17 protein-coding genes and 1 pseudogene are annotated in these 21,467 nt (G+C 67.8%); 11 read left to right on the top strand and 7 right to left on the bottom strand.

From position 1 onward, the window contains the following. Positions 1-46 precede the first annotated feature (46 nt). Positions 47-1,546, top strand: coding sequence for a tetratricopeptide repeat protein (locus tag K7711_RS44070; protein WP_222978588.1), 1,500 nt, complete (start codon positions 47-49; stop codon positions 1,544-1,546). A gap of 32 nt (positions 1,547-1,578) precedes the next feature. Then, positions 1,579-2,808, top strand: a complete 1,230-nt coding sequence (locus tag K7711_RS44065) for a hypothetical protein (protein ID WP_222978690.1) — start codon at positions 1,579-1,581, stop codon at positions 2,806-2,808. 62 nt (positions 2,809-2,870) lie between these two features. Here K7711_RS44065 and K7711_RS44060 read toward each other — a convergent pair whose 3' ends face one another. Continuing rightward, positions 2,871-3,683 carry a SigB/SigF/SigG family RNA polymerase sigma factor gene (locus K7711_RS44060; RefSeq protein WP_222978586.1) on the bottom strand — a complete coding sequence of 271 codons (813 nt, stop codon included), beginning with the start codon at positions 3,681-3,683 and terminating at the stop codon, positions 2,871-2,873. 150 nt (positions 3,684-3,833) lie between these two features. Between K7711_RS44060 and mbp1 the strand changes: the two genes are divergently transcribed. Further along, a complete protein-coding gene (mbp1, locus tag K7711_RS44055; protein WP_222978584.1) occupies positions 3,834-4,085 on the top strand; it encodes a microaggregate-binding protein 1 in 252 nt (83 codons plus the stop codon). A 226-nt stretch (positions 4,086-4,311) separates the two neighbouring features. Here the strand turns inward: mbp1 and K7711_RS44050 are convergent, their stop codons facing one another. Beyond that, complete coding sequence (locus tag K7711_RS44050) at positions 4,312-5,154, bottom strand: DoxX family membrane protein (RefSeq protein WP_222978582.1); 843 nt, start codon at positions 5,152-5,154, stop codon at positions 4,312-4,314. Between the two features lie 121 nt (positions 5,155-5,275). Between K7711_RS44050 and K7711_RS44045 the strand changes: the two genes are divergently transcribed. Beyond that, a complete protein-coding gene (locus K7711_RS44045) occupies positions 5,276-6,325 on the top strand; it encodes a phosphotransferase family protein (RefSeq protein ID WP_222978580.1) in 1,050 nt (349 codons plus the stop codon). Positions 6,326-6,341: 16 nt separating this feature from the next. Here the strand turns inward: K7711_RS44045 and K7711_RS44040 are convergent, their stop codons facing one another. After that, positions 6,342-7,199 (bottom strand): SDR family oxidoreductase, encoded by an 858-nt coding sequence (locus K7711_RS44040; protein WP_222978578.1) that lies wholly within the window; start codon positions 7,197-7,199, stop codon positions 6,342-6,344. Positions 7,200-7,301: 102 nt separating this feature from the next. Here K7711_RS44040 and K7711_RS44035 point away from each other — a divergent pair, with 102 nt between their 5' ends. After that, the gene (locus K7711_RS44035) at positions 7,302-8,129 is read left to right on the top strand and encodes a helix-turn-helix transcriptional regulator (RefSeq protein WP_222978576.1); all 828 of its coding nucleotides are present in this window, start codon (positions 7,302-7,304) and stop codon (positions 8,127-8,129) included. 76 nt (positions 8,130-8,205) lie between these two features. Here K7711_RS44035 and K7711_RS44030 read toward each other — a convergent pair whose 3' ends face one another. Next, entirely contained in the window at positions 8,206-8,682 is a 477-nt protein-coding gene (locus K7711_RS44030) for a MarR family winged helix-turn-helix transcriptional regulator (RefSeq protein WP_222978575.1), read from the bottom strand. Between the two features lie 41 nt (positions 8,683-8,723). Between K7711_RS44030 and K7711_RS44025 the strand changes: the two genes are divergently transcribed. The 4 genes and pseudogenes from K7711_RS44025 to K7711_RS49585 form a co-directional block, all read left to right on the top strand. Continuing rightward, positions 8,724-9,620: an alpha/beta hydrolase gene (locus tag K7711_RS44025; protein ID WP_222978573.1), complete on the top strand. Its 897-nt coding sequence runs from the start codon at positions 8,724-8,726 to the stop codon at positions 9,618-9,620. 61 nt (positions 9,621-9,681) lie between these two features. Beyond that, positions 9,682-11,247, top strand: coding sequence for a DUF6924 domain-containing protein (locus tag K7711_RS44020; protein WP_222978572.1), 1,566 nt, complete (start codon positions 9,682-9,684; stop codon positions 11,245-11,247). 45 nt (positions 11,248-11,292) lie between these two features. After that, on the top strand, positions 11,293-12,264 hold the full coding sequence (locus K7711_RS44015; protein ID WP_222978571.1) for a fumarylacetoacetate hydrolase family protein: 972 nt from the start codon (positions 11,293-11,295) through the stop codon (positions 12,262-12,264). A gap of 276 nt (positions 12,265-12,540) precedes the next feature. Continuing rightward, a pseudogene (locus tag K7711_RS49585) lies at positions 12,541-13,332 on the top strand (LppU/SCO3897 family protein); the annotation flags it as partial. A gap of 125 nt (positions 13,333-13,457) precedes the next feature. Here the strand turns inward: K7711_RS49585 and K7711_RS44010 are convergent. The 3 genes from K7711_RS44010 to K7711_RS44000 form a co-directional block, all read right to left on the bottom strand. Further along, entirely contained in the window at positions 13,458-15,950 is a 2,493-nt protein-coding gene (locus K7711_RS44010; protein ID WP_222978570.1) for an Hsp70 family protein, read from the bottom strand. Between the two features lie 63 nt (positions 15,951-16,013). Then, positions 16,014-16,376, bottom strand: coding sequence for a hypothetical protein (locus tag K7711_RS44005; protein WP_222978569.1), 363 nt, complete (start codon positions 16,374-16,376; stop codon positions 16,014-16,016). Between the two features lie 25 nt (positions 16,377-16,401). Further along, the gene (locus K7711_RS44000; protein ID WP_222978568.1) at positions 16,402-19,161 is read right to left on the bottom strand and encodes a tetratricopeptide repeat protein; all 2,760 of its coding nucleotides are present in this window, start codon (positions 19,159-19,161) and stop codon (positions 16,402-16,404) included. Positions 19,162-19,350: 189 nt separating this feature from the next. On the opposite strand from K7711_RS44000, the gene K7711_RS43995 reads away from it, so the two are divergent. Beyond that, on the top strand, positions 19,351-19,548 hold the full coding sequence (locus K7711_RS43995) for a hypothetical protein (RefSeq protein WP_222978567.1): 198 nt from the start codon (positions 19,351-19,353) through the stop codon (positions 19,546-19,548). A gap of 278 nt (positions 19,549-19,826) precedes the next feature. Beyond that, a complete protein-coding gene (locus K7711_RS43990; protein WP_222978566.1) occupies positions 19,827-21,455 on the top strand; it encodes a serine/threonine-protein kinase in 1,629 nt (542 codons plus the stop codon). The last annotated feature ends 12 nt before the right edge of the window (positions 21,456-21,467 follow it).

The raw sequence follows: 21,467 nt of genomic DNA, 5'->3' as shown, positions 1-21,467 counted from the left end.
CGCGGGCGTCGCAGCGCGGAAATCACCGGATCCATGGAGTCGTGAGATGACCGACGCCGAGTCCGACGAGCACGAACCACTCCAAGCAGGCGCCACTGCCTACCGGAACGGGGATGCTGCCGGAGCCCTGCGCATCTTCGAGGCCGCCGTGCAGTCCACCTCGGGACGAATCAGGCTGTCGGCCATGGTGAATGCGGCGAGCATGGCCGACGAGCTCGGTGACCATCAGCGTGCGGTGACCTGGTTCCGGACCGCCCTGGCCGAGATGCCCGGCGGTATCGGCGCGATGCGGCCGACCGCTCTGGTCAACATGTCGCAGGCACTGCAACATCTCGGCGACCTGGACGGAGCGCAGACGGCGCTGAACGAGGCGCGAACCTTGCTCGCCGACGATCCGGACCAGGGCATGCTGCGGGTGGCCTGCCTGCTGTCGTGCACCGCGGTGGCGATCCATCATCAGCAGTGGGCGGAGGCGATCGACCTGGCTACCGAATCATTGGATACCGCAAGGTATTTCGCGCCACATCTGGCAGGGCATCCGCTGATGAATCTGGCTGCCGCCTACTTCGAGACCGGACGCGGTGAGCTGGGCGCGGACTTCGCACAGCAGGCGCTCGAGGCGTTCGCCGCGGCACAGGATCACAACGGCGTCGCGGAAGCACAGCAGAATCTGGCCCTCATGCACATCAGGTCCGGGCGGGCGGGGCAGGCGCGGGAGATGCTCGCGGCGAGCCAGCCGTTTTTCGAACGGTCCGGACTGGGGCCGCGTACCGGAATCGGGCTCAAGGCACAGGGTTTCGTCGCCGAGCTGGACGGCGCGCATGTGCGGGCGTACGAACTGTACGGGCGCAGTCTCGAGCAGTTCATCGCCTCCGGCGCGGTGTTGGAAGCCGCCGACGCGCGAATTCGGGTGGCGACTGTGGCATTCACGCTCGGTCGGCGCGACGAGGCGAGTCGGCTGTTCGCCGAATCGTTCCGGGTGTTCGCGGAACACGGGCTGGGCCTGCACTGTGCGCAGGTCGACTTCTGGCATGCGCAGCTGCTCGAGTCGACACTGGACGACACCCGACCCGATCCGCACCGGCTCGCGGAGGCGCTGCGCCTGGCGGTGCTGTCGGCATTGGCGATCGACGCCGTGCGGCACACCTTCCTCAGCGGTGAACAACGGCACCGCTGGAATCGCGAACTCGCCGAGCCGGCAATGCGATCCGCCTTCCGGCTCGCCGCTCGCAGCGGCGAGGCAGGCTTGGTCTCGGACCTGATCGAGACCCGATGTGCCGGGGCCACAGTGAAATTCACCGATCCCGCTCCCGGCGGACCGGCCGAGCGCTGGGATATGCCGCAGGAACCACCCGATCCGCTGACCGGGGCACTCACGTTGGCTGCTGCTCTGGCGGAAGTCGCTGCGGGGGAGGGGATCTCGATCGCGCCACCGCCACGGCTGCGATACGAACCCGGTGGCCGCATCGTCCTGGCGGACTACATCGCCGAGGCCGAACGCCGTTACGGCCGCCGTATTCGCGACGACCGGGTGCTGGTGCTGTGATCGAGGAGCGACAGCCGACGGTGCTGGTCCGCATGGCCGATGCCGGCGATCTCTACGTATCGTGGCGATGGCAGGACGAGTTCGCCGGTGCGGGAGTGTCGGTGATCCCCGAGACGCAGGTGGATCCGATCGTGGCCCGCGTGCGGGCCGCACTTCCGGACGCGTCGGCTGTTGGTGTCGAAAGGTCGCTCACCACAGGGGAATTCGCCGACTACGACGCCGAACACGATCTGGCCCAGGCTCTCGCGCGCACCCTGCTTCCCTACGGGCTCGCCACCCAGCTGTACGACCTGCACGTGCGTGGTGTGCGTCCACATATCCGCTGGCAGCCCTCGCCTCGGACGGCGCAGATTCCCTGGGAACTGCTGGCCCCGGATCCCGGTCTGCGCCTACTCGACATCGCCGATGTCAGCCAGCTCGCACCGGCCGGTCTGGTGCCCGCGCCCGGTCTCGCCACGCGATCCTGGGAGCAGACGCGCGAGCTGCCGATCGTGACCGTCCTGGATCCGCGCGTGCCCGGATTCCGCGCCGATTCCGGCCTCGGCTCGGTACTCGGCCGGATGTCCGCGGATCTGCCGCTCGCCGGGCACATCGGCCGATATCTCCCGAATGATCGCCTGCGACCGGCGGTTTCGGATCCGGTCGCGGTCTTCCGCCGCCAGGACCAGGATCGGTTGTGGCTGAGCGAGACGTTGCGAGCCGGAGCATCCCGACTGCTCTACGTCGGCCACGTGACCGCGGCGGCGCCGGAGTCCGGCCGCAGTGAGGACGCCCGACTGCACCTGGCGTGCACGGCCGAGATCCACGGGTTCGCCCCGCCCGAGCGCACCCATCGCCCGCTCTCGGCCAAGGACCTCATCCTCGGCACCCACACCCTCGACGGTGAGCCCCGACACGGCCCCGACTTGTGGCCGATCCCGAGCCGCGTCGCGCTGATCGCCTGCGAGAGCGGCGGTGACCTGCGATTCGGCGAAACACTCGGCCTACTCGCCGCCATGCTCAACGGTGGCGCGGAACTCGTCACCGCAGGCCGCTGGCCCCTGCCCACCGACTTGGCCTACCAGCGCTTCGCAGGCACGTCCACAGACCGACATCCCTTGCAGGAGAACATCTGTGCCATCGATGCCGCACACGACCACCCCGACCCCGTCGCGTCCCTCATGCGCTGGCAACGCGAACGTGCGGCCGCCTGGCGTGCGGAGCGATCGATATGCGATTCCCCATTACTGTGGGCGGCATTCGCCACGGTGACCACGCGATGATTGCGGCAGCGTCACAGACCGCCGATATCGGGCGGTGACCGGTTGCCCGAGCGTGTACCGATTCAGGCCGGAAGTGCTCGTTCGCGGAGTTCGCGCAGGGTGCGGGTGAGGATGCGCGAAACCTGCATCTGGGAGAGGTTCAGGGTTCGCGCTATCTGGGTCTGTGTTTTGGACTCGAAGAAGCGCATCACCAGGATGCGGCGCTCGCGGCGGGGCAAATCGGCGATGAGCGGACGCACGGCCAGCGCGTCCTCGGTCAGTTCGTAGCAGTGTTCCTCGACACCGAGCCGGGCGCCTGCGGCGGTGAGGTCGTTGTCCTCGTCGTCGACCACGTCGTCGAGTGAGCTCGACCGATACGCGTTACCGGCGACCAGCGCCTGGGTGACGTCGGCGACGTCGGCCGACAGCGCCGTGGCGAGTTCTCGCGCGGTCGGCATGCGCTCGAGGTCCTGCGCCAGCCGCTCGGTGGCCGGACCCACCAGCGACTGGAGGTCCTTGAGTCGGCGCGGGACCCGGGTCGCCCAGGTGCTGTCGCGGAAATACCGCCGCACCTCGCCCATGATGGTCGGAACCGCGAACGACAGGAACGATGTGCCACGCGTGTGGTCGAAACGGTCGACCGCCAGCACCAGTCCGAGCTGGGCGACCTGATACAGATCCTCATAACTCTCGCCGCGGCCGGTGTAGCGCAGCGCGATATGTTCCGCGAGCGGGAGACACAGCCGGATGATCTCGGTGCGGATCTCCTCGCGGTGGTGGTCGTCGTCGGCACAGCCGGCCAGTTTGTCGAACCAGGCGTCGATGTCGTCGTAGCTGTTGGGGCCATGGCGAGACCGGGGAGGCCCGGCCTCGGCCACGATTGTGTCGTGGACCATTGGGGATCCTCTCGTTGCCACATGATGCGACAGTTCTGGGGTACCCACAGTGGCGGTTGCCGAAAAGTTTTCGGGGGCGGGAATGTTTGGGCGTGCCGGGCCCGGGTAGGGCGAGGGCGTCAGCGAATCCGGCATTTGGAGGTGGATGTCTTGTCCGAGCACGAAAAGACCGGTGTCCGTGAGGGTTTGGAGGGCACCGTCGAAGGTGTCAAGGGTAAGGCCAAGGAGGTCGCCGGCGTCGTCGTGGAGGATGACGAACTGCGCCGCGAGGGCCGGGCCCAGCAGGACCGGGCGCAATCGCAGCGGGCAGCGGCCCAGAAGGAGGCCGAGGCGGAAAAGGAGCGCGCCAAGGCCGCGGCCCAGGAGGAGCGCCAGCGCGCCCACCAGCACGACGGCGACTGATCCGCATACCGAACCTGTGCCAGCAGGCCGTCCCGACAGCGGGACGGCCTGTTTTCGTGCGGCAGGAGCCTGCCGTGGGATTGCGCCACCGCGGACGACGGACCCTGTTTCGAGAGATGACCTGCGGTTATCCCATCGTTGTCCGCTTCGGCCGGACATGTCGGGTGACGGGCGGTCGAGTGAATTCGAGGCCGGGCCGCACGGGCCCGGCCTCGGGAATTCCGCGTCAACCGGCCGTCGCGGCGGTGTTGGGCAGACGGTGTTTGACGGTCTCCGCGAGTTCGGCGCCACGGTTTCGGGTGGTTTCGGCGAGTTCGGCGCCGCGGTGCCGGGTGGTTTCGGCGAGTTCCGCGCCACGGTTTCGAGTGGTTTCGGCGAGTTCCGCGCCGCGGGTGCGGGTGCTCTCGAGCAGGCGTTCACCGTGGCGAAGCGCGGTTTCGGCGAGTTCGGCGCCGCGTTCTCTGGCGGTATCGGTGATGATCGGGCGAGCGGCGTTGGTGAAGTCCACGGCCTCGTGACGGGCCTGCTCGGCCAAGGTACGGGCGGTGTCGAGGGCGTCGTGCATGCGGTGTTCCAAGACGTCGCGGGTATGCCGGGCCACCGCGTTGTCGCCTGCCGGGACCGCTCTCGCGGGCAGCGCGGCGGAAATCGCGTCCGCGGCCTCGCGTGCCGCACGCCGTCCACGCCAGCCGAGCGAGGGTTTGCCCTCGGTGTCGGCCACCGCGAGCAGCAGTCCGCCGAGCAGGCCGATGTCCTTGACGAATGCGGTCGCCCTGGCGGATCGGCGCTCCGGATCGCTCTCCGACCGGAATTCCTGTTCGGCCAGCAGTACCGGGATCGTCGTCGCGGTCAGGGTGAGTGCGGCCACCCGCGGCGCGGCGCCGAGTGCGAGCAGCAGTCCGCCGCCGATTCGGCTCGCGGCGATGATCCACACCAGCCGGGCGGGGTCCGTCGGTGATTTCGCCGCGATCCTGCTCTCGGTGAGCGGTTCGGGATGGATGAACATGGTCGCTCCGTCCACCACGAATGCGGTAGCGAGCAGGGGGCGGGCAATTCTGCGCAGCAGCATTATCGACTCCGTTGGGTTGGATCCGACTGGGTCCGATCTGGGCCGTGTTTCCTCGCTCTACCCCGCAGCTTGCCATCTATTCCCGGTCGGGTGAACAACCCCGCCGCTCTACACTGCCTGAATGAGTGAACACGGTGATGCGGTGCCGGGCGAAGCGGAACTACCCGGGCTGGATCCGGATCGGCTCACCGCATGGTTGAGTGATGCGCGACCGGGGCTGGTGGGGGGTCCGTTGCGTGGGCGGTTGATCGCCGGTGGCCGGTCGAATCTGACGTACGAGATCACCGATGGGACCTCGGTGTGGATTCTGCGTCGCCCGCCGCTGGGGCATGTGCTGGCCACCGCACACGATATGACCAGGGAATATCGCGTGATCAACGCGCTGGCCGACACGGATGTCCCGGTTCCCGCGGCGTACGCGCTGTGCGAGGACGCCGACGTCATCGGTGCGCCGTTCTACGTGATGGAACGGATCCTCGGCACCCCGTACCGGACCGCGGCCGAACTCGAATCGCTGGGCGCCGAACGCACCCGAGCCATCTCCGCCGATCTGATCGATACCCTGGCCGCCCTGCATCGGGTCGATCCGGCCGCCGTCGGGCTGGCGGAATTCGGGCGGCCCGAGGGGTTCCTGGAACGTCAGGTCCGGCGCTGGAAGAAACAGCTCGACGCCTCGTACACCCGGGATCTGCCCGCCGCCGAGGAATTACACGCTCTGCTCGCGAAACATGTTCCAGCGCAGTCGAGTACGGGCATCGTGCACGGTGACTACCGGCTCGACAACGTCCTGGTCGACGAGCAGGATCGGATCGCCGCCGTGATCGACTGGGAGATGGCCACACTCGGCGATCCGCTCACCGATGTCGGCCTGCTGCAGGTCTACAAGCGAATGAGCGCATTCGAGCTGGCCGGAATCAACGATGCGGCCGCCGCACCCGGCCAGTTGTCCGAAACCGAAATGCTGGAACGTTATTCCGAACGCAGCGGCCGCGACCTCTCGCACATCGGCTTCTACATCGCGCTGGCCTCGTTCAAACTCGCGGTGATCTGCGAAGGTATCCACTTCCGGCACTTGAACGGCCAGACCGTCGGCGAGGGTTTCGAAGCCATCGGCGCGACGGTCGAGCCGCTGCTGCAGTCCGGAATCGCTGTGCTGCACGAGAATCGGTGAGGCATCCGGGGAGAACTCAGTGCACGCCCTCCGGGGATTCCGCATCGGTGAAATCGGTTGTGGCGGCGCTGCTGCGCTGCGGCAGGAGCTGATCCAGGCGCGATTGCAGTTGCACGGTGATTCCCGCATACGCATCGCTGCCGAGTACCAGACGCGCCGGAGCGGGACGTTCGTCGACGCTGTCGATGACGCGGGTGACCATCCGCACCGGATCCCCCGGAATCGGGACGTTGCCGCCCCGGAGCGCACGCACGAACGCGGCGGGCGTGCCGTCGTATGCGGACATGGGCTCTGCGAGTCGAAGACCGCTGTGCGCGAACGAGGTTCGAGCTCCACCGGGTTCGACCAGGGTGACCTCGATGCCGAACGTCGCCACTTCCCGGGCCAGCGCCTCGGCGAAACCTTCCACTCCCCATTTGCTCGCGTGATAGATCGAGGCTCCGGCGTTCGCGGTCAGACCGGCGACCGACGAGATCTGGATGATCCGGCCGCCACCCTGCGCGCGCAGGTGGGGCAACGCGGCGCGTACGGTCCGGATGGAGCCGAGCAGGTTCGTGTCGATCTGGTGCTCGATCTGCTCGTCGGTGAATTCCTCCGCGGCCCCGAACAGGCCGTAGCCCGCATTCACCACGACGACATCGATCCGGCCGAATGCGGCGGCCGCGTCATCGGCGGCCGCGCGAAGCCGGTCGGCATCCGTGACGTCGGCCAGTGCGACCCGCAGGGCCTCGCCGTACCGAGCGACCAGGTCATCGACCGAACCGGGTGTGCGGACCGTACCCGCCACGCGATCGCCGCGGGCGAGCAACTGCTCGGTCATCTCCCGCCCGAATCCGCTGTTGATGCCGGTGATGAACCAGTTCCGATCTGTCATGTCGCCCAGCGTGGCCGGGATTCGCCGAGTGCGGCAGACCGCTGTGTTCCCTGGTAAGAATTCGGCCACCCTGCCGCTTCGAAGGCGACGTAGCGTGGGGATATGGACAATGCCCTCGGTCAGTTCCTGCGCGCTCGTCGCGAACTGGTGACTCCGCAAGAGGTGGGGCTTGCCGTCGGTGGTTCGGTTCGTCGTGTTCCGGGGCTGCGGCGGGAGGAGGTCGCGATGCTCGCCGAGATCAGTACCGAGTACTACATCCGGCTCGAACGCGGTCGCGACCGGACGCCGTCACCGGCGGTGCTCGGCGCTCTGGCTGCGGCATTGCTGCTGGATGCGGAGAGCGCCGAGCATCTCATGTCCCTGGCCGGACGCAAACCCCCGCGGACGGTGAAACGGCCGGGCGATCATGTGCCGTACAGCCTCGACCTGTTCCTGCGCACCGTCACCGTGCCCGCGGTGATCCTGAACGAGTACGGTGACGTCCTGGCCGCCAATGCCGTTGCGCAGGCGCTGATTCCGGGCATGATTCCGGGAACCAACCGGCTGCGTTGGGAATTCACCGATCCTCGGGCGCAGCAGATGAACCCGCTCTGGGAGCAGACCGCCGCCGCGGCGATCGCGCACCTGCGCGCCCGGGTCGGGACGGATACGGACGACGAGCGATTGCATCGGCTGATCGGGGAGCTCTCGGTCAAGAGTGAGAAGTTCCGGACACTCTGGGCGCGTCACGATGTGCACGCGGCCACCGGGGGCGAGGTGCGGATCGTCCATCCGACCGCCGGACCCCTGACCCTGCTCGCCGAGAAGTTCCGTTACGCGGGTGCCGGTGGTCTCGAACTTCTGGCGCTGCACCCCGAACCCGGTACTCCTACAGCGCGTGCTCTGGCCGAGTTCGCGGCGGGGGAAGGCAGTCCGGTGCGTTTCGAGTGACTGCGCCGAAATAGTTGGGCCGCAACCTGTTCGATCTACCGTGGCCGTCGGTGTGATCGATTCCCGCGAGTTCGTCTCATCCGGTCGGGAGTCCGAGGTCGCGTCGCTCGAGGTCCGCGCGCAGGGCGTCGAAGGTCGCGGAAAGCGTCGTCAGTTGATCGCGTGAGACGGCCGCGCCGAGAATCTCGTGGATGGCGGACTGCCAGACGGGTTCGGCTCGGGATACGACCGCCTCGCCCTCGGGCGTCAGCGCGAGCAGTGACGAGCGGCGGTTGGCGGGATTCGGGCGACGTTCGATCCAGCCCTGCTTCTCCATCCGGTCGACGATCTTGCTGGTCGTTCCGACGCCGATCGCGAAGGTCGAGGCGACATCCGCGACGCGGGCGTCCGGATGATCCCGGACGTAGCGAAGCAGTTCGAAGTGTCCGGCTGCGACACCGGCCCGCCCCTTCAGACGCTCGGCGACCGCGTTGTAGAGCCGCGTCTCCGCGCGCACCAGGTCGGTGAACAGGGTATCCAAGGCGGCAAGATCTTCTCTTGCAGTATCTGCCATGGCATGTACTGTAGTGGAATCAACCTCCGAAGGGAATGGCGATGTCCACAATTCAGCGCGAACACCTCGATGCGCAGCTGCGCGGCGGCGGTGTCGGAGAGGAGGAGTCCGTCGACGCGGCGCGGGCGAACTTCGTGAACCTCATGAGTGCGATGCCGGTGCCGGAAGAGATTGGCGTACAGGAGATCTCACTGGGCGGACGGCCCGCGCTGCGCGTCACCCCGGATGCCGCCGCTCGCCCCGGAACCCTGCTGTACTTCCACGGCGGGTCGCATGTGGTCGGCTCGCCGCGCACGGCTCTGGGTCTCACCGGCGGTTTGGTGGTCAGGACCGGGATTTCCGGCATCTCCCTGGACTACCGGCTGGCGCCGGAGCATCCGTTCCCGGCCGATGTCGAGGACGTCGTCGCCGCCTACCGGGAGCTTCTCGAACAGGGGCACGCTCCCGAATCCATCGCTTTCGCAGGCGATTCCGCGGGAGGCGGCCTGACCATCACGGGCGCGCTCGCCGCCCGCGACGCCGGACTGCCGATGCCCGCGGCGATCCTCGCGTTCTCCCCGGGCGTGGATGCGACCCGAACCGGCCGGAGCATGCAGACGAAGGCCGCCGCGGACCCCTTGCTCACCAGGGCGGGCATCGACCGTATGAGCAGCCTCTACGTCGGCGACCAGGACCGTCGCAACCCGCTGCTCAGCCCCGCGGTCACCGCCGACCTCACCGGCCTGCCCCCGATCCTGGTGCAGGTCGGCACGAATGAACTACTCCTCGACGACGCCCGCCGCCTCGCGCTGCGCGCCTCCGATGCCGACGTCGACGTCATCCTCGACATCACCGCCAAGGTGCCGCACGTCTTCCAGTCCTTCACCGACGCGCTCGACGAGGCCGGTGAAGCGCTCGATCGGGCCGCGCTGTTCCTGCGTCAACGAATTCGCGGCTGAGCTGTCCCGCCGCCGATCACGTTGACCGGCAACGATTGTCATGGTGCCTGATAATCGTCGCGTGAACTCGCACGACGTCGACGACGATTCCAGCGCTCCGCAACCACCATTCGAGGATTCCGCACCGGTCGCGCGGATCACCCCCGAACGCCCACTCCACCGCGGAAACGACAGCGGTGAGGTGACGCACCGGATCGAACGCGGTCCCGACGGTTCGCTACGCGGTGCGGAGAGGAACATTTCCTATCTCGTCGCCGCTGCCGAACTGGCGCGGTGGATGACGCGGGACGGCGCGGTCCTGACCTGGCGGCCCAGGTCACAGGACGGTGAGCTCGCGGTATGCCTACTGGACGCCGAGGGAAATATGTTGTGGCGCACCAGGTCCGAGGCGTGGACCGAGATACCGCCACCTGCGCGACCGCACGATCACAACGGTCCGGCCCTGGGACCGGGCTCGCGTCTTCGTCGCCAGTCGCTGACCTCTCCGTCCGGCTCGCACACACTGCTGCACCACGACAACGGAGATCTGGTGCTCTACTGCAACGCCACGCGCACCGCCGTGTGGGCGACCGGCACGGACTGGATCGGAGACGGCTGGGTCGATCTGACGCTCGACGGCGACCTGGTCCTGCGGACCTCGTGCGGCGCGTCGGTCTGGCAGTCCGACACCGCCGGCAAGGGGGTGGAACAACTGACCGTCCAGGATGACGGCACCCTGGCCTTGCTGGACGCCGAGGGAACGGCCGTCTGGCAGATCGGGGGGCACGCGCCCTGCGCCGCGACCGGGCACACCCCGCCGCGCGGCGACATGCTGCGACGGGGACAGGCGCTACGAGGCCAGTCCCTGACCTCCGCGGACGGTGGCGCTGTGCTGTGCCAGCAGCCCGGCAACGGGATTCGGCTGTTCGAGCCCGACGGGTATCAGGCGTGGATCTCCGATTCGGTCCGGGCGGCGGCCGAACTCGCGCTCGACGACGATGGATTCCTGCGGGTCCGGGATGCGCAGGGGGCTGTGCTCGAGGAACTCGGTGGCCCGGCCGACCACCTCGTCGTCGTGCCCGGCGGTGAGATCCGGCTCCGCACCGACGACGGCGACGTGCTGTGGCGCGCCGGCCGATACGTTTTCGACGGTCCCGACGCCATCCCGGTCGACCCGGCCCGTCCGCTCACTCCCGCCGCGCTGGAAGCGGTGTTCAACACCCGATCGACCCCGATCGTGCGCACCGATTTCTCCGACGACGACGCCTGGGAGACGGCGTGGCGCGACATCACCCTGCCCCGCGAGTACTGGGACGATGAAATCGTGCTCGACGCCACCTTGGTCGCCCTGCCCGAATTCGACGGTTGGACCGGCGCCGACCTGGCCACGATGTTGTCGGAAGTGGACATGCACGCGGTCGTGCTGACCGTGGATGCGGTCACGCTCGCCTCACCCGAGCATCCCGTACTCGTCACCGAGCTCGATCCGGAGCCGGAGGAAGCGGAAGAAAAGCCCCGTTCCTTCCGCGCCACCCCGCACGCCCTGCTCGATGCCGTGCTCCAACTCTCGATCGCGAATTTCGACTGGGAGGACTTCAGCGAATCCGTCGACGAGGACGGCATACTCCGCACCTCCACCGCCGATTAGTCTCGGCCGAGTAGCTTCGGTGCCGAGCCGAGAAACGGAGATGTCATGAGTCCTGCGGACGATGCGGCGCAGAAGGGGGCGCCCGTTGCGCCACCGCGGCTGCGGCGGGTGCTCGATCTCGCCGCGCGGCGGATCGAGTCGCAGATCGATAGTGGCTCCGGTTGGAGTGGCGTCGAAAACGCCAGTGCCGAAGGTGCTTTCGTGATACCGGCGGCACTGTCTGCGGAGTTCGAAGTCGCGCGGTACGAACGTCTGGGACTGGGCGACGGGGATGTGGTGCTGCCGGTGTGCCCGGTGTCGTTCCGGGACTTCATGCTTTTCGAGAAGCACGCCATCGATGCCGCGCGTGGTCTGGCTCGACGGTTCGTGCCTGCCGGGTATCGGGTCGGACAGCTCTACGAAACGTTGACGCGGCGGACATTTCCCGCATTCCGCCCGAACGCGCTGTGGTATCGCCAGCCGATCTACTACATGTCGAATGCGCTGACCATCGTCCCGTCCGGCATGCCCGTCGGGTTCCCGACCTACAGTCGCGCACTGGATTTCGAGCTGGAACTCGGCGTGGTGCTGTCCGTGCCGCTGCGTGACGCGAGCGTCGAGGAGGCCGCGGCTGCGATCGGTGCGGTGGTCGTGGTGAACGACTTCTCCGCTCGCGATGTGCAATTGCCGGAGATGCGGTCCGGATTCGGCCCGCAGCGGTCCAAACACTTCCTGTCGTCGATGTCCGCCACCGCGGTTTCGGGCGCGGCGGTCGCCGATCGTCTCGACCGGCTCACCGCGACGGTGAGCATCAACGGAAATACCCTCGCACACACCGGAACCAGCGATATGCGCTACTCGATCGCCGAGGCGATCGCGCACGTCTCCCGAAGTGAACAGCTCTACCCGGGCGAACTGTTCGCCACCGGCACGCTCCCCGGCGGCAGCGGGATGGAACTCGGCCGATGGCTCGTCCCCGGCGATGAACTCCGCCTCGAGATCGACGGAATCGGCGTCATCGAGCACCTGATCCGGTAGCGGCTGCCTCATCGTTCGGGCACGATCCCGGAGGCTCACCAGTTGTCGTGCCGTGGGGTTCGGGGGAGTGGATGCGGATCGGGGCGGACGTGTGGAATTGGGTGGCTGCGGTTGTCGATAGGTCGGTAATCTCCTGTGCCGTCAGGATGACGTGGCTCACTCGACAGGGTGAGATTCAGAGCGCGGGGGTTACAACCGAATGCATTTCCATCGTTGTGGCGTGGTGAGTCCGATCGTGAACACCTCCGATTGTGCTGGTGCGCCGAAGGTGTCGGCATGATCGGGGCGGTAGATATTCCGTGGCGGGAGCGGTTGCGGTCGGTAATACGTTGCGCTGCAGTTCTGTTCGCAGTGCTTCCGGCGATCGGCTTCCTCGTCGCATGCAGTAGCGTCAGCGGCTCGGTGCAGCACGGGGATTGCCTGAAGAAGAACGGTGATTCGTTCGACAAGGTGTCCTGTTCCGATTCGGCCGCAGCCTATGTCGTGCTCGATCGGGCGGGATCCGGTCACCCGCACGGGGACTGCATCGATGTCGCGGGCACCGAGTACGACTACAGCGACGAGGACGGTTACGTGTGCGTCGGTGACAAGGGCGCGGATCCCGCGCACGCGGTGAACGTCGCGCAGATCGGCGATTGTCTGACCGGCAGTGACGGCTCCTCGGTGCAGAAGGTGACCTGCACCGAGGCGACCGCTCGCTACCGGGTCCTCGCTCGCGACACCCAGAGCATGATCGGGCTGAACATGGCGTGCAAGGACGTCAAAGGCACCGAACGCACCTACAGTTTCGAGCTGAAGGTCACCAAGGGCATCGGCGCCGGACTCGGTCGGGGCATCACCTTCTGCCTGGCGGCCAAAGATGCGGACACCTCGCGCACGGTGGACAACGCCAAGGTCGGCAGTTGTCTGCAGGAGACCGGCGCGAATCAGGTCCGGGTCGTCGACTGCACCAGCCCGGACGCCAAATACAAGGTGTTGCGGAGCGTGGGCCTGTCCGCCCTGTGCGACAACGTATCCGGCGTCATCGCCACGTACTCCTACCAGTCGCCGGGTGAGATCCTCGAGACCTATCTCTGCCTGGGATCACCGCAAGAGTCGACGACGGGCCGGACGGGATTCGGCCCGCCTCGCCGGGAACGCGTTCCGGATGCCCTGGGGCACAGGGCATCCGGAACATCATCGCGATCGAACCGTCACAGTGATCGGATCGTGCTGAACGGGTCGGGCTCCGGCGGGGGATCGGCCATCAGCGTGCGCAGGCGAGTGTTGATATTGCGCAGCCGGGTGATCTCCTGTGCGTCCAGAGCCGAGTGCCCCTCGGCGATCAGCCGATCGGCCAGCACGATGTCGACCATCTCGGCGCGGTACTTGATCAGTTCCTCGAAGATGAGGATCTGCAACTCGCCGGTTCGATCGAGAATCCGCCGCACCATGGAAGCCAGCTCGGAAGTGCGCTGCCGCAACAGATCCGGCTCGTGTGAGTCGATCGCCTCGCGGATCGCGACCTCGTGCTGATCGAATTCGCGCCGAAACATATCGTCGTTCAACTCGTGGACGCGCATGCGGGTGTATTCGAGCGTCTCCTTCGCTCGCGCTACCAGACTCGGCCACAGCAGTTCGTCCTCGGCCTGATCGATCGCCGCACGCAGATCACGCAATCGCTGTTCGGCGGCGATGGCCGCATCCGGGTCGGTGGCCGCCGCGGCCACCAGGTGTTGGGTGTCGGTGACCGTCTGCTCCTGCTCGAGCTGGCTCAGCAGCAGCTCCGAGGTCGGATTGCCGAACTCACCGTGCTGCTGGCGGACCTGGTCGAGCCGCTGCAACTCGGCCTCGGTATTGCTGCGCAATGTGGTTGCGTCCGGGCGCGATTCGGTGTGCAGATCGATGACGTTCTCGAATTCGGCGTCCAGATACGGCAGATAGGCGCGAGCGAGCAGAATGCGTGAGGCGTCGATCTCCAGGGTCAGTTCCAGATCGCTGCCCTCGGGGATGCTGCGCTCGATCTGATCGGCGGTGATATCCAGATGACCGATCGTGCGGTTGCGGTCACCGCGGGCATATTCGCCCTCCAGCACAGGAATTCGGATCAGCCCGGTGCGCTGTGCGCCGTAATGGACCGCGACCGAGGTGCGCAGCCGCTTGCGGGCACGAGCCGGCAGCGGAGTATTGCGCTCGATCAACTGGATCGTCGTATTGTCCGACAGGCCGACGCTGATCGTGTGGATCAGCGGCGGCTGCGTCTCGACCGCGCCGACGGTGTAGGTCAGCGTGGCGGGGGTGACCTCCCGACGACGCCCCGCGGCATCGGTGAGCTCGAGCTCGAAGGTGTTGGTGCGACCGGTTTCCGCCCACAGCGTCGTGGTGAACACGCCGGTGTCGGAGACGGGAATCTTGCCGCTGCGCCACGGCGGCTGCGCTCCCGCGTTGACCAGCTCGACGGCCACGCCGTCCAGTGCGCCCGCGTCGGCCCCGGCGATGCGGCCCACCACCAGCGGCTCGCGATCGGGTCCGACCGGCTGGTACTCCAGCTGGACGGTGAATCCGCCGGGCGCGGCCACCGGTGCGGACAGCTGCGGAATCCGTTGTGTCCCTGCGAAGATCGCCGCACCGCGGGCGACGACGGTGAGCGGGTCCTGGCTGGTGTCCAGCGCAATCCCCAGGCCGCGAGTCGCATCGGTGAGATGTTCGCGCAGATAGGGCGACAGGGTCGGACCGCCGACCAGGATCAGCTTGTCGATGTCGCCGGGCGACAGGTGCGCCTCCTCGAGCGCCTTGCGGCACAGGTTGACCGAGCGGGTGAACAGGGGTTCGGCCAGCCGCTCCACATCCGTGCGCTGCAATTCGTAGTAGAACTCGAACCGCTCGCCCGCGCCGTCGTCGAGTTCGATCTCGATCGGTTCCATCGGCGCGCGCGAGAGCTGGATCTTCGCCTTCTCCGCGGCGAGCTTGAGCTTGTTCACCACCGGCCGCCAGCGGGCCGCCCCGCGAGTGAGGTCGGACAGCCCGAATTCCTCCCGGGCCGCGGGAATCAGCAACTCCTCGACGATCCGCCAGTCGATCAGTTTGCCGCCCAGATAGTTGTCGCCGCGGTGGTTGAGCACGGTGAACTCGCCGTCGCGCAACTGGATCACCGCGGCGTCGAACGTGCCGCCGCCCAGGTCGTACACCAGCCAGCGGGCGTTGTCGTCGGTGGCCTGGAAACCGTAGGCCAGGGCGGCCGCGGTCGGCTCCTGCAGCAGCGGCGAGAAGCGCAGGCCCGCGGCCTCGGCCGCCGCGCGGGTGGCATCGCAGGCGCTCATGTCGAACGCGGCCGGGACAGTGATCACCGCGGCCTCGATATTCTCGCCGAGCCGCTGTTCGACATCCGCGCACAATGTCTTGAGCACCTCGGCGGAGAGCTGCTGCGGGGTGAGCTCGCGGGCACTGGCGGCGAAACGCACCGACTCCTGTGCGGTGCCCATCCGCAGTTTGAACTCCGAGGTGGTGTTGTCCGGATCGGATTCGCTGCGTTCCTTGGCGGCCCGGCCCACCCGTAGCCGGTCGCGCTTGTCGATCCACACCGCCGACGGCGTGGTGTCGGAATCCTCGTTGTTCTTGATCACCTCCGCGTCGACGCCGTGCAGAACGGCGATGGCGCTGTTGGTGGTGCCGAGATCGATTCCGAAATCAACCGTCGACCGTGCCATATCTCCTCCGAAAATGGTTGTGCCACAACGTGGCGGCACCCGTTCTGATTCGCGTGCGCGAACTCAGGATTCCTGTTCCGCCGACTCCGGTGTGGCCACGATGATCTGGCCCATCTGCACGACCAGGCCGTCGGCGTACACCGTGGGCATGATCGTCTCGGCGACCCGCTCGCGGTCCACCGTGGCCGAGGGCGCGTACGCGATCACCTGCACCGCTTGACCGCCGTCGAACGGTTCGCCGGTATGGGACTGCACCTGGATCCCGGCCTCGGCCAGTGCATCCGCCATCGAGGTGACCTGGCGGGCCACCGCGCGTAGCAGTTTCGCCGGATCCGCGTCGGCGTCGGTGTCGGCGAGCTTGTTGCTCAACCGCCACACACCGGTTGCCAGATCGGCCAGCAGTGGCCGGAAATCCTTGTCCGCCATACAGATTCTCCCCTTCTTCGGGCGGCTATGCGGGCCGCTCGCCTTTTCGCCAGCCCTGGCCCAGCAATTCGGTCAGGGGTGGGTATGTCAATGCCCGGTTCTTGACCTCGTCGGTCCCCAGCGACAGCGTGGCGATTCCGGCGCCGATCGCCACGACTACGCAGATCGCCGTGATGATGAACAGCGGATGCACGGCGAAACCGAAGACCAGACTGCCGAACGCCCCCACCCAGCCGAATGCGGCGACGGTGCCGAGATTGCCGCGCTTGGTCTCCTGGGGGAGATGCAGCTGGCGGCATCGGTCACAGCGCGGCACCTCGACGGTCAGTGTGCGCCAGCGCTTGGTGTTCCCGGAGTACGTCACGTCGCGGTGCAGGCCGAACGGGTAGTGCTGTCCCTGTGTCGCGGGCCGGTCCTGGCAGAACCAGCAGGTGTTCCGCAGCCGGGCCGCCGCGTTGCGTTCACCCAGCATGCCCGCGAGCACCGCGATCTGTTCCTGCACGAAGGCGCGCGTCTCCGCGCCGACGGGCAGCGGCTGGATCCGGTGCAGCACCTGTTCGGTGGACTCCAGATCGCCGGTGTCGTTGCAGTAGGACACCGCGCACGAGGTGGCTGTCGTCGCGATGTGGTCCTGGGCGCGGGCGATCCGCTCGCCGCCGGGATCCTCACCCGCGCGAATTCTGGCCAAGGGCAACCGGGTTCGGTCCAGCAGATCGCGCGCGGCCTGCAGGCCCTGCTTCTTGTTCGCTTCGGTGCCGGAGCGGGCCTCGGCGCAGAGCTTGTCCACCTGGAGCGTCGCCGCGGCGGACCACTCCTTGGCCAGGCGGTCGCGGATGGCCGTGGTCGTGGCGATCGGACCGAGCCGCTCGAGCATCGCGACACTCGACGCGATATCCCGGACCTCGTTGTAGTGCTGGATATCGCAGAAGATCGCGGTGCCGACGATATCGTCGTGCGCACCGGCGCCGAGCGGATCGGTCGGCGGGCGCAACCGGTCGATGACCCGCAACGGCACCCGGGAGCGATCGAGCATCCGGTGCACGGCCTGGGCCGCCTCGGCGGGGCGCTGGGATCCGGCCCGATGTGCCTCGTCCGCAATCGATTTCAGGCGTGCGGCGAGCTTGCGGACCGCCCAGCCGCGAGCGTCGTCGATCGCGTCGGCGTCGAATCCGCCCGGATGGGTCGCCACCTGGTCGGCGAACCGGTCGAGCACGGTGATGTGCAGGTCGGCGGCCGCGAAATCGTCGTCCGCCGTGGCGTTCACGATGAGTGCGGCCTGGATGCGCAGCACCATCGCCGGTAGCGCGCCGCGCAACTCGTCGACGGCGGTGCTATCGAGTCGGCGATCGTCGATGCGGGAGGCGCGGTCCCGCAACCGATTCCACACCGCGTCGGCGCCGACGGCCGAACCCCATGCGGTCAGCGCGTCGAGCCAGGTTTCGGCGGCCTGACCGCGCGAGGTCTCGAGTCCCTGGATGTGCCGCAGCACCGCGATGTTGTGCGCCGCGATCGCGTCCTGGCCCATCCGGTCCAGCCAGATCTGTTCCGCCGCGGCGGTGTCGTCGCGGGACAGTGCCGCGAGCGCGGGATCGTCATCGGTGCACGGCCACAGCCAGAACAGTTCCTGCACAAGGCGATTCACCGGCTCGCGCAGGCGGTTGAGCGCGGCTTTCACATCGGCGGCATCCGGCGCCGGCGATACGGCCAAGGCGGTGGTCCGGGTCAGCGGAGCGCCGAGCTTCTCGGCCGCCTCCAGTTCGGTGACGCGCTTGCGGACCTGACGGGAATCGGCGTCGGTCTGCAACCCGGCGAGCCGAAAAGCGTTGTGCCGATAGGGCGTATCCTCGACCAGCGCATCGAGTGCCGCTCCGATGCCCGACGAGTCCGTCGCGGATTTCGGTGGGATGCCGCCGGTTGGGCGAACCACGCGGTCGGGCGGGACGGTTCGTTCGACACTCGGCCCTGCGGGCGCGGCGTCGCCGTCACCGCGCAGCCGGGTGAGATTGGTTTTCGCATTCGGATTGTCGGCGAGGGCGGCGCGTTCGTACCACTCGGTGGCGGCGGGCAGATTCGGCGTGGCCAGCTTGACCTCGAGCAGTGTGCCGAGGTTGTTCATCGCGCCCGCGTGGCCGTCCGCGGCGGCCTTCTCGTACCACAGCAGTGCGTCGGGCACGTCGTTGTCGGCCTCGGACATCAGGCCGAGCGTGAATTTCGCGTTGGTGTATCCGTCGGTGGCCGCGCGCTCGTACCAGTGGCGCGCGGCGGCCGGATCGTTGGGTTGCAGGGTGTATCGGTACAGCTGGCCGATGTTGTACATGGCCACGGAATCGCCGTGCTCGGCGGCTTTCTCGTACCACTTGCGCGCGGCGGCGGGGTCCGGGGGATCGAGACGTTCGGCGAGCAGGTAGGCGAGTTTGAAGTAGGCGTCCTGATACTGGGCCGAGGCCGCGCGCTCGTACCACGGGCGCGCTCCGGCCGGGTCCGGCGGAGTCGTGCGGTCGGCCAGTAGTCCGGCCATGTTGTACATGGCCGTGGCGTCGCCCGCGATCGCTCCCCGCTCGTACCATTCGCGCGCGGATTTCAGGTCGGGCGGATTCTCGCCTTCGGCGAGCCGTCCGAGATCGTTCATCGCACAACGGTGTCCGCCCGCGGCAGCCCGCTCGTACCAGTCCAGTGCGCCGGGGAGGTCGGGTGGCGTCGACCGTTCGAGGAACTGGCCGAAATCGTGCATCGCCTCGACATCGCCTGTCGCGGCGGCGCGTTCGTGTTCTTCGCGAGTTGTCATGGCCCCCCGTTCACCCGTGGGATCGAACGGCCGCACAGCCCAAGCGGATACCAGCACCAGCACCCGCCCCTCCCGTGCTGGACATGGTAGCCGGACGTCTCGGGCGATGCCACGGAGTTTCCGGCATCGGGTGCGGGCAGCACAGTAGGAACGCCGGAACCGCTGTGGCTCAGGGGGATTTCGGATGGTATGAACATCCGCCGTCTGTTCGCGGTATTCCGCCGCCATGACCGTGTCGAGGAAAAGCCGACCGTGCAGCAGCGCGCCGATCGCGTGGCGCGCGAACTCGGCCGTACTCGTCGTGACAACCACCGCTACCGCAGTCGGCGCGGCACCGGCCGGGTCGGCGACGGGTACAAGGCCGAGGCCGGTGGCCTCGACCTGTAGCCCGGCTCGGCGAGGGTGCAGCCCGGAATGGAGCCCGGCTGTCGCGATCGGCATCGCCGCTATCCTCGTGGTCATGGCGTGCCATCGATATCTGCTCACTCCCGTGGCAATTCCTGCGGTGCGAACCGCCCATCGCGTTTGTTGACAATCGGTCCCGCCGGTCCTACCGGCTCGAATCCGGCAAACCTCGTCACGTTCACCGCCGATCATCCGGTCGATCCGGACCTGATCGATGTCCGCGGTCGAACGGAAAGTGTGTCCCCATGAATCAGCCCGCGATGAGTGAGACGGTCGCAACGCGCCGGTCGCGCGTCCCGACCCGCCCGCTGGGTGTCGGCGATCCGGAGACCCTGGGCCCGTACCGGCTGCTGGGCATTCTCGGCGCCGGCGGGATGGGCTGCGTCTACCTCGGTCGCGACAGCGGTGGGCATACGGTCGCGGTCAAGGTGGTGCGTCCGGATCTGGCCGGTGACAACACCTTCCGGACCCGGTTCCGGCGTGAGGTGGCCGCGGCCCGGCGCGTCGCGGGGCCGCACACCGTGCCGGTCTACGACGCCGACGTCGACGGTCCGCGGCCGTGGCTGGCCACCGGATACGTCTCGGGCCCCTCGCTCACCGACGCGGTCGAGGGCTTCGGCCCGCTGCCCGAACCCTCGCTGATCGCCCTGGCCGCGGGACTGGCGCGTGCGCTGATCGATGTGCACGCCACCGGGATGGTGCATCGCGACCTGAAGCCGTCGAACGTGCTGATGGCGCAGGACGGTCCGCGGGTGATCGACTTCGGTATCGCACGGGCGACCGACGACGAGACCGCGCTCACCACCACGGGCAAGATCATCGGCTCGCCCGGTTACATGTCCCCGGAGCAGATCACCGGCGGAGCAGCGGGACCGCCGGGCGACGTCTTCGCGCTCGGCGGCGTGCTCGTCTACGCGGCCACCGGCGTCGCGCCGTTCGGCACCGGCGACACGATCTCCATGCTGTGGCGGGTGATCAACGAGGACGCGCGGCTGGACGGTGTTCCGGAAAGTCTGCGCGAGCTGGTGGCGGCCTGTCTGGCCAAGGATCCGGACGATCGGCCCACCCCGGCGCAGATCGCCCGGCGGCTCGCCGCGCTGCATCCGCCCGGACCGGACCGGTGGCTGCCCGCCCCGATTCTGGCCGAGATCCATCGCCGCGCAGCCGAATTGGCCGATCTGGAAGCAGTCCCGCCGCACCGGAACGCTCCTGTTCGCACAGCGGTCAGTACCGGGCCCGTCTCGGGTGAGCAGCCCACCGCGACCTCCTCGGTTCCGCACATCGAGCGGCCCGATACTCGCGCGATGTCGGGGCTGCGGCGTGGACGGCGTCCGCTGGTCCTCGGGGCCGTGGCCGTGCTGGCGCTGCTCGGTGCCGCTGCGATCGGCGTCGCCGTCGCCGACCGCGGGTCCGGGGGACACACCGAACAGGCCGCGGTTGCCACCGCCGGTCCCGCGACCAAGAATCCCATTACCAAGAATCCGGGCACGGCACATCCCGGCACCGTGGCCAGCGGTTCTCCGGCGGCCGCGGCGGGCGAACAGCTTCCGCCCGGCTACGTCGGCACCTGGAAGGGCAGCGCGACCGACGGCGCCGGCACCTTCGACGTCGTGGTGACCCTGCAGTCCGGAAAGGTCGGTCAGGAGATCGGCACCGCCGTCACCACCGGTCGCGCCAAACAGGGCACGTGCACTCGCAAGCAGATGTTGGCCTTCGCTGGGCCCGCGCGAATCACCCTGCGCAACAAGGCTATTGAGAACGGTCCGCCCGGAAAGGGTTGTGCGCGCATAGGTGTGATCACCACGCTCGAACGCAATCCGGACGGCACCCTCACCTATACCAACGGCCTGGCCACCAATTTGACCGGAATTCTGCACCGCGGCGATTGATCTCGCCAAGCG

The sequence above is a fragment of the Nocardia coffeae genome, assembly GCF_019890715.1.
In the GTDB taxonomy this organism is placed as follows: Bacteria; Actinomycetota; Actinomycetes; order Mycobacteriales; family Mycobacteriaceae; genus Nocardia; species Nocardia jiangxiensis.
The sequence above is the reverse complement of the archived record's forward strand: the minus strand, read 5'-3'. Positions and strand labels throughout refer to the sequence as shown.

What these genes read in the sequence shown, in the direction of transcription:
- K7711_RS44065 (WP_222978690.1), top strand. Translation starts at nt 1,579, where the DNA reads ATGGCCGATGCCGGCGATCTCTACGTATCGTGGCGATGGCAGGACGAG.
- K7711_RS44035 (WP_222978576.1), top strand. Translation starts at nt 7,302, where the DNA reads ATGGACAATGCCCTCGGTCAGTTCCTGCGCGCTCGTCGCGAACTGGTG.
- K7711_RS44025 (WP_222978573.1), top strand. Translation starts at nt 8,724, where the DNA reads ATGTCCACAATTCAGCGCGAACACCTCGATGCGCAGCTGCGCGGCGGC.
- K7711_RS44070 (WP_222978588.1), top strand. Translation starts at nt 47, where the DNA reads ATGACCGACGCCGAGTCCGACGAGCACGAACCACTCCAAGCAGGCGCC.
- K7711_RS44015 (WP_222978571.1), top strand. Translation starts at nt 11,293, where the DNA reads ATGAGTCCTGCGGACGATGCGGCGCAGAAGGGGGCGCCCGTTGCGCCA.
- K7711_RS43990 (WP_222978566.1), top strand. Translation starts at nt 19,827, where the DNA reads ATGAGTGAGACGGTCGCAACGCGCCGGTCGCGCGTCCCGACCCGCCCG.
- K7711_RS44000 (WP_222978568.1), bottom strand. Translation starts at nt 19,161, where the DNA reads ATGACAACTCGCGAAGAACACGAACGCGCCGCCGCGACAGGCGATGTC.
- K7711_RS44005 (WP_222978569.1), bottom strand. Translation starts at nt 16,376, where the DNA reads ATGGCGGACAAGGATTTCCGGCCACTGCTGGCCGATCTGGCAACCGGT.
- K7711_RS44045 (WP_222978580.1), top strand. Translation starts at nt 5,276, where the DNA reads ATGAGTGAACACGGTGATGCGGTGCCGGGCGAAGCGGAACTACCCGGG.
- K7711_RS44050 (WP_222978582.1), bottom strand. Translation starts at nt 5,154, where the DNA reads ATGCTGCTGCGCAGAATTGCCCGCCCCCTGCTCGCTACCGCATTCGTG.
- K7711_RS44010 (WP_222978570.1), bottom strand. Translation starts at nt 15,950, where the DNA reads ATGGCACGGTCGACGGTTGATTTCGGAATCGATCTCGGCACCACCAAC.
- K7711_RS43995 (WP_222978567.1), top strand. Translation starts at nt 19,351, where the DNA reads ATGAACATCCGCCGTCTGTTCGCGGTATTCCGCCGCCATGACCGTGTC.
- K7711_RS44040 (WP_222978578.1), bottom strand. Translation starts at nt 7,199, where the DNA reads ATGACAGATCGGAACTGGTTCATCACCGGCATCAACAGCGGATTCGGG.
- K7711_RS44030 (WP_222978575.1), bottom strand. Translation starts at nt 8,682, where the DNA reads ATGGCAGATACTGCAAGAGAAGATCTTGCCGCCTTGGATACCCTGTTC.
- K7711_RS44060 (WP_222978586.1), bottom strand. Translation starts at nt 3,683, where the DNA reads ATGGTCCACGACACAATCGTGGCCGAGGCCGGGCCTCCCCGGTCTCGC.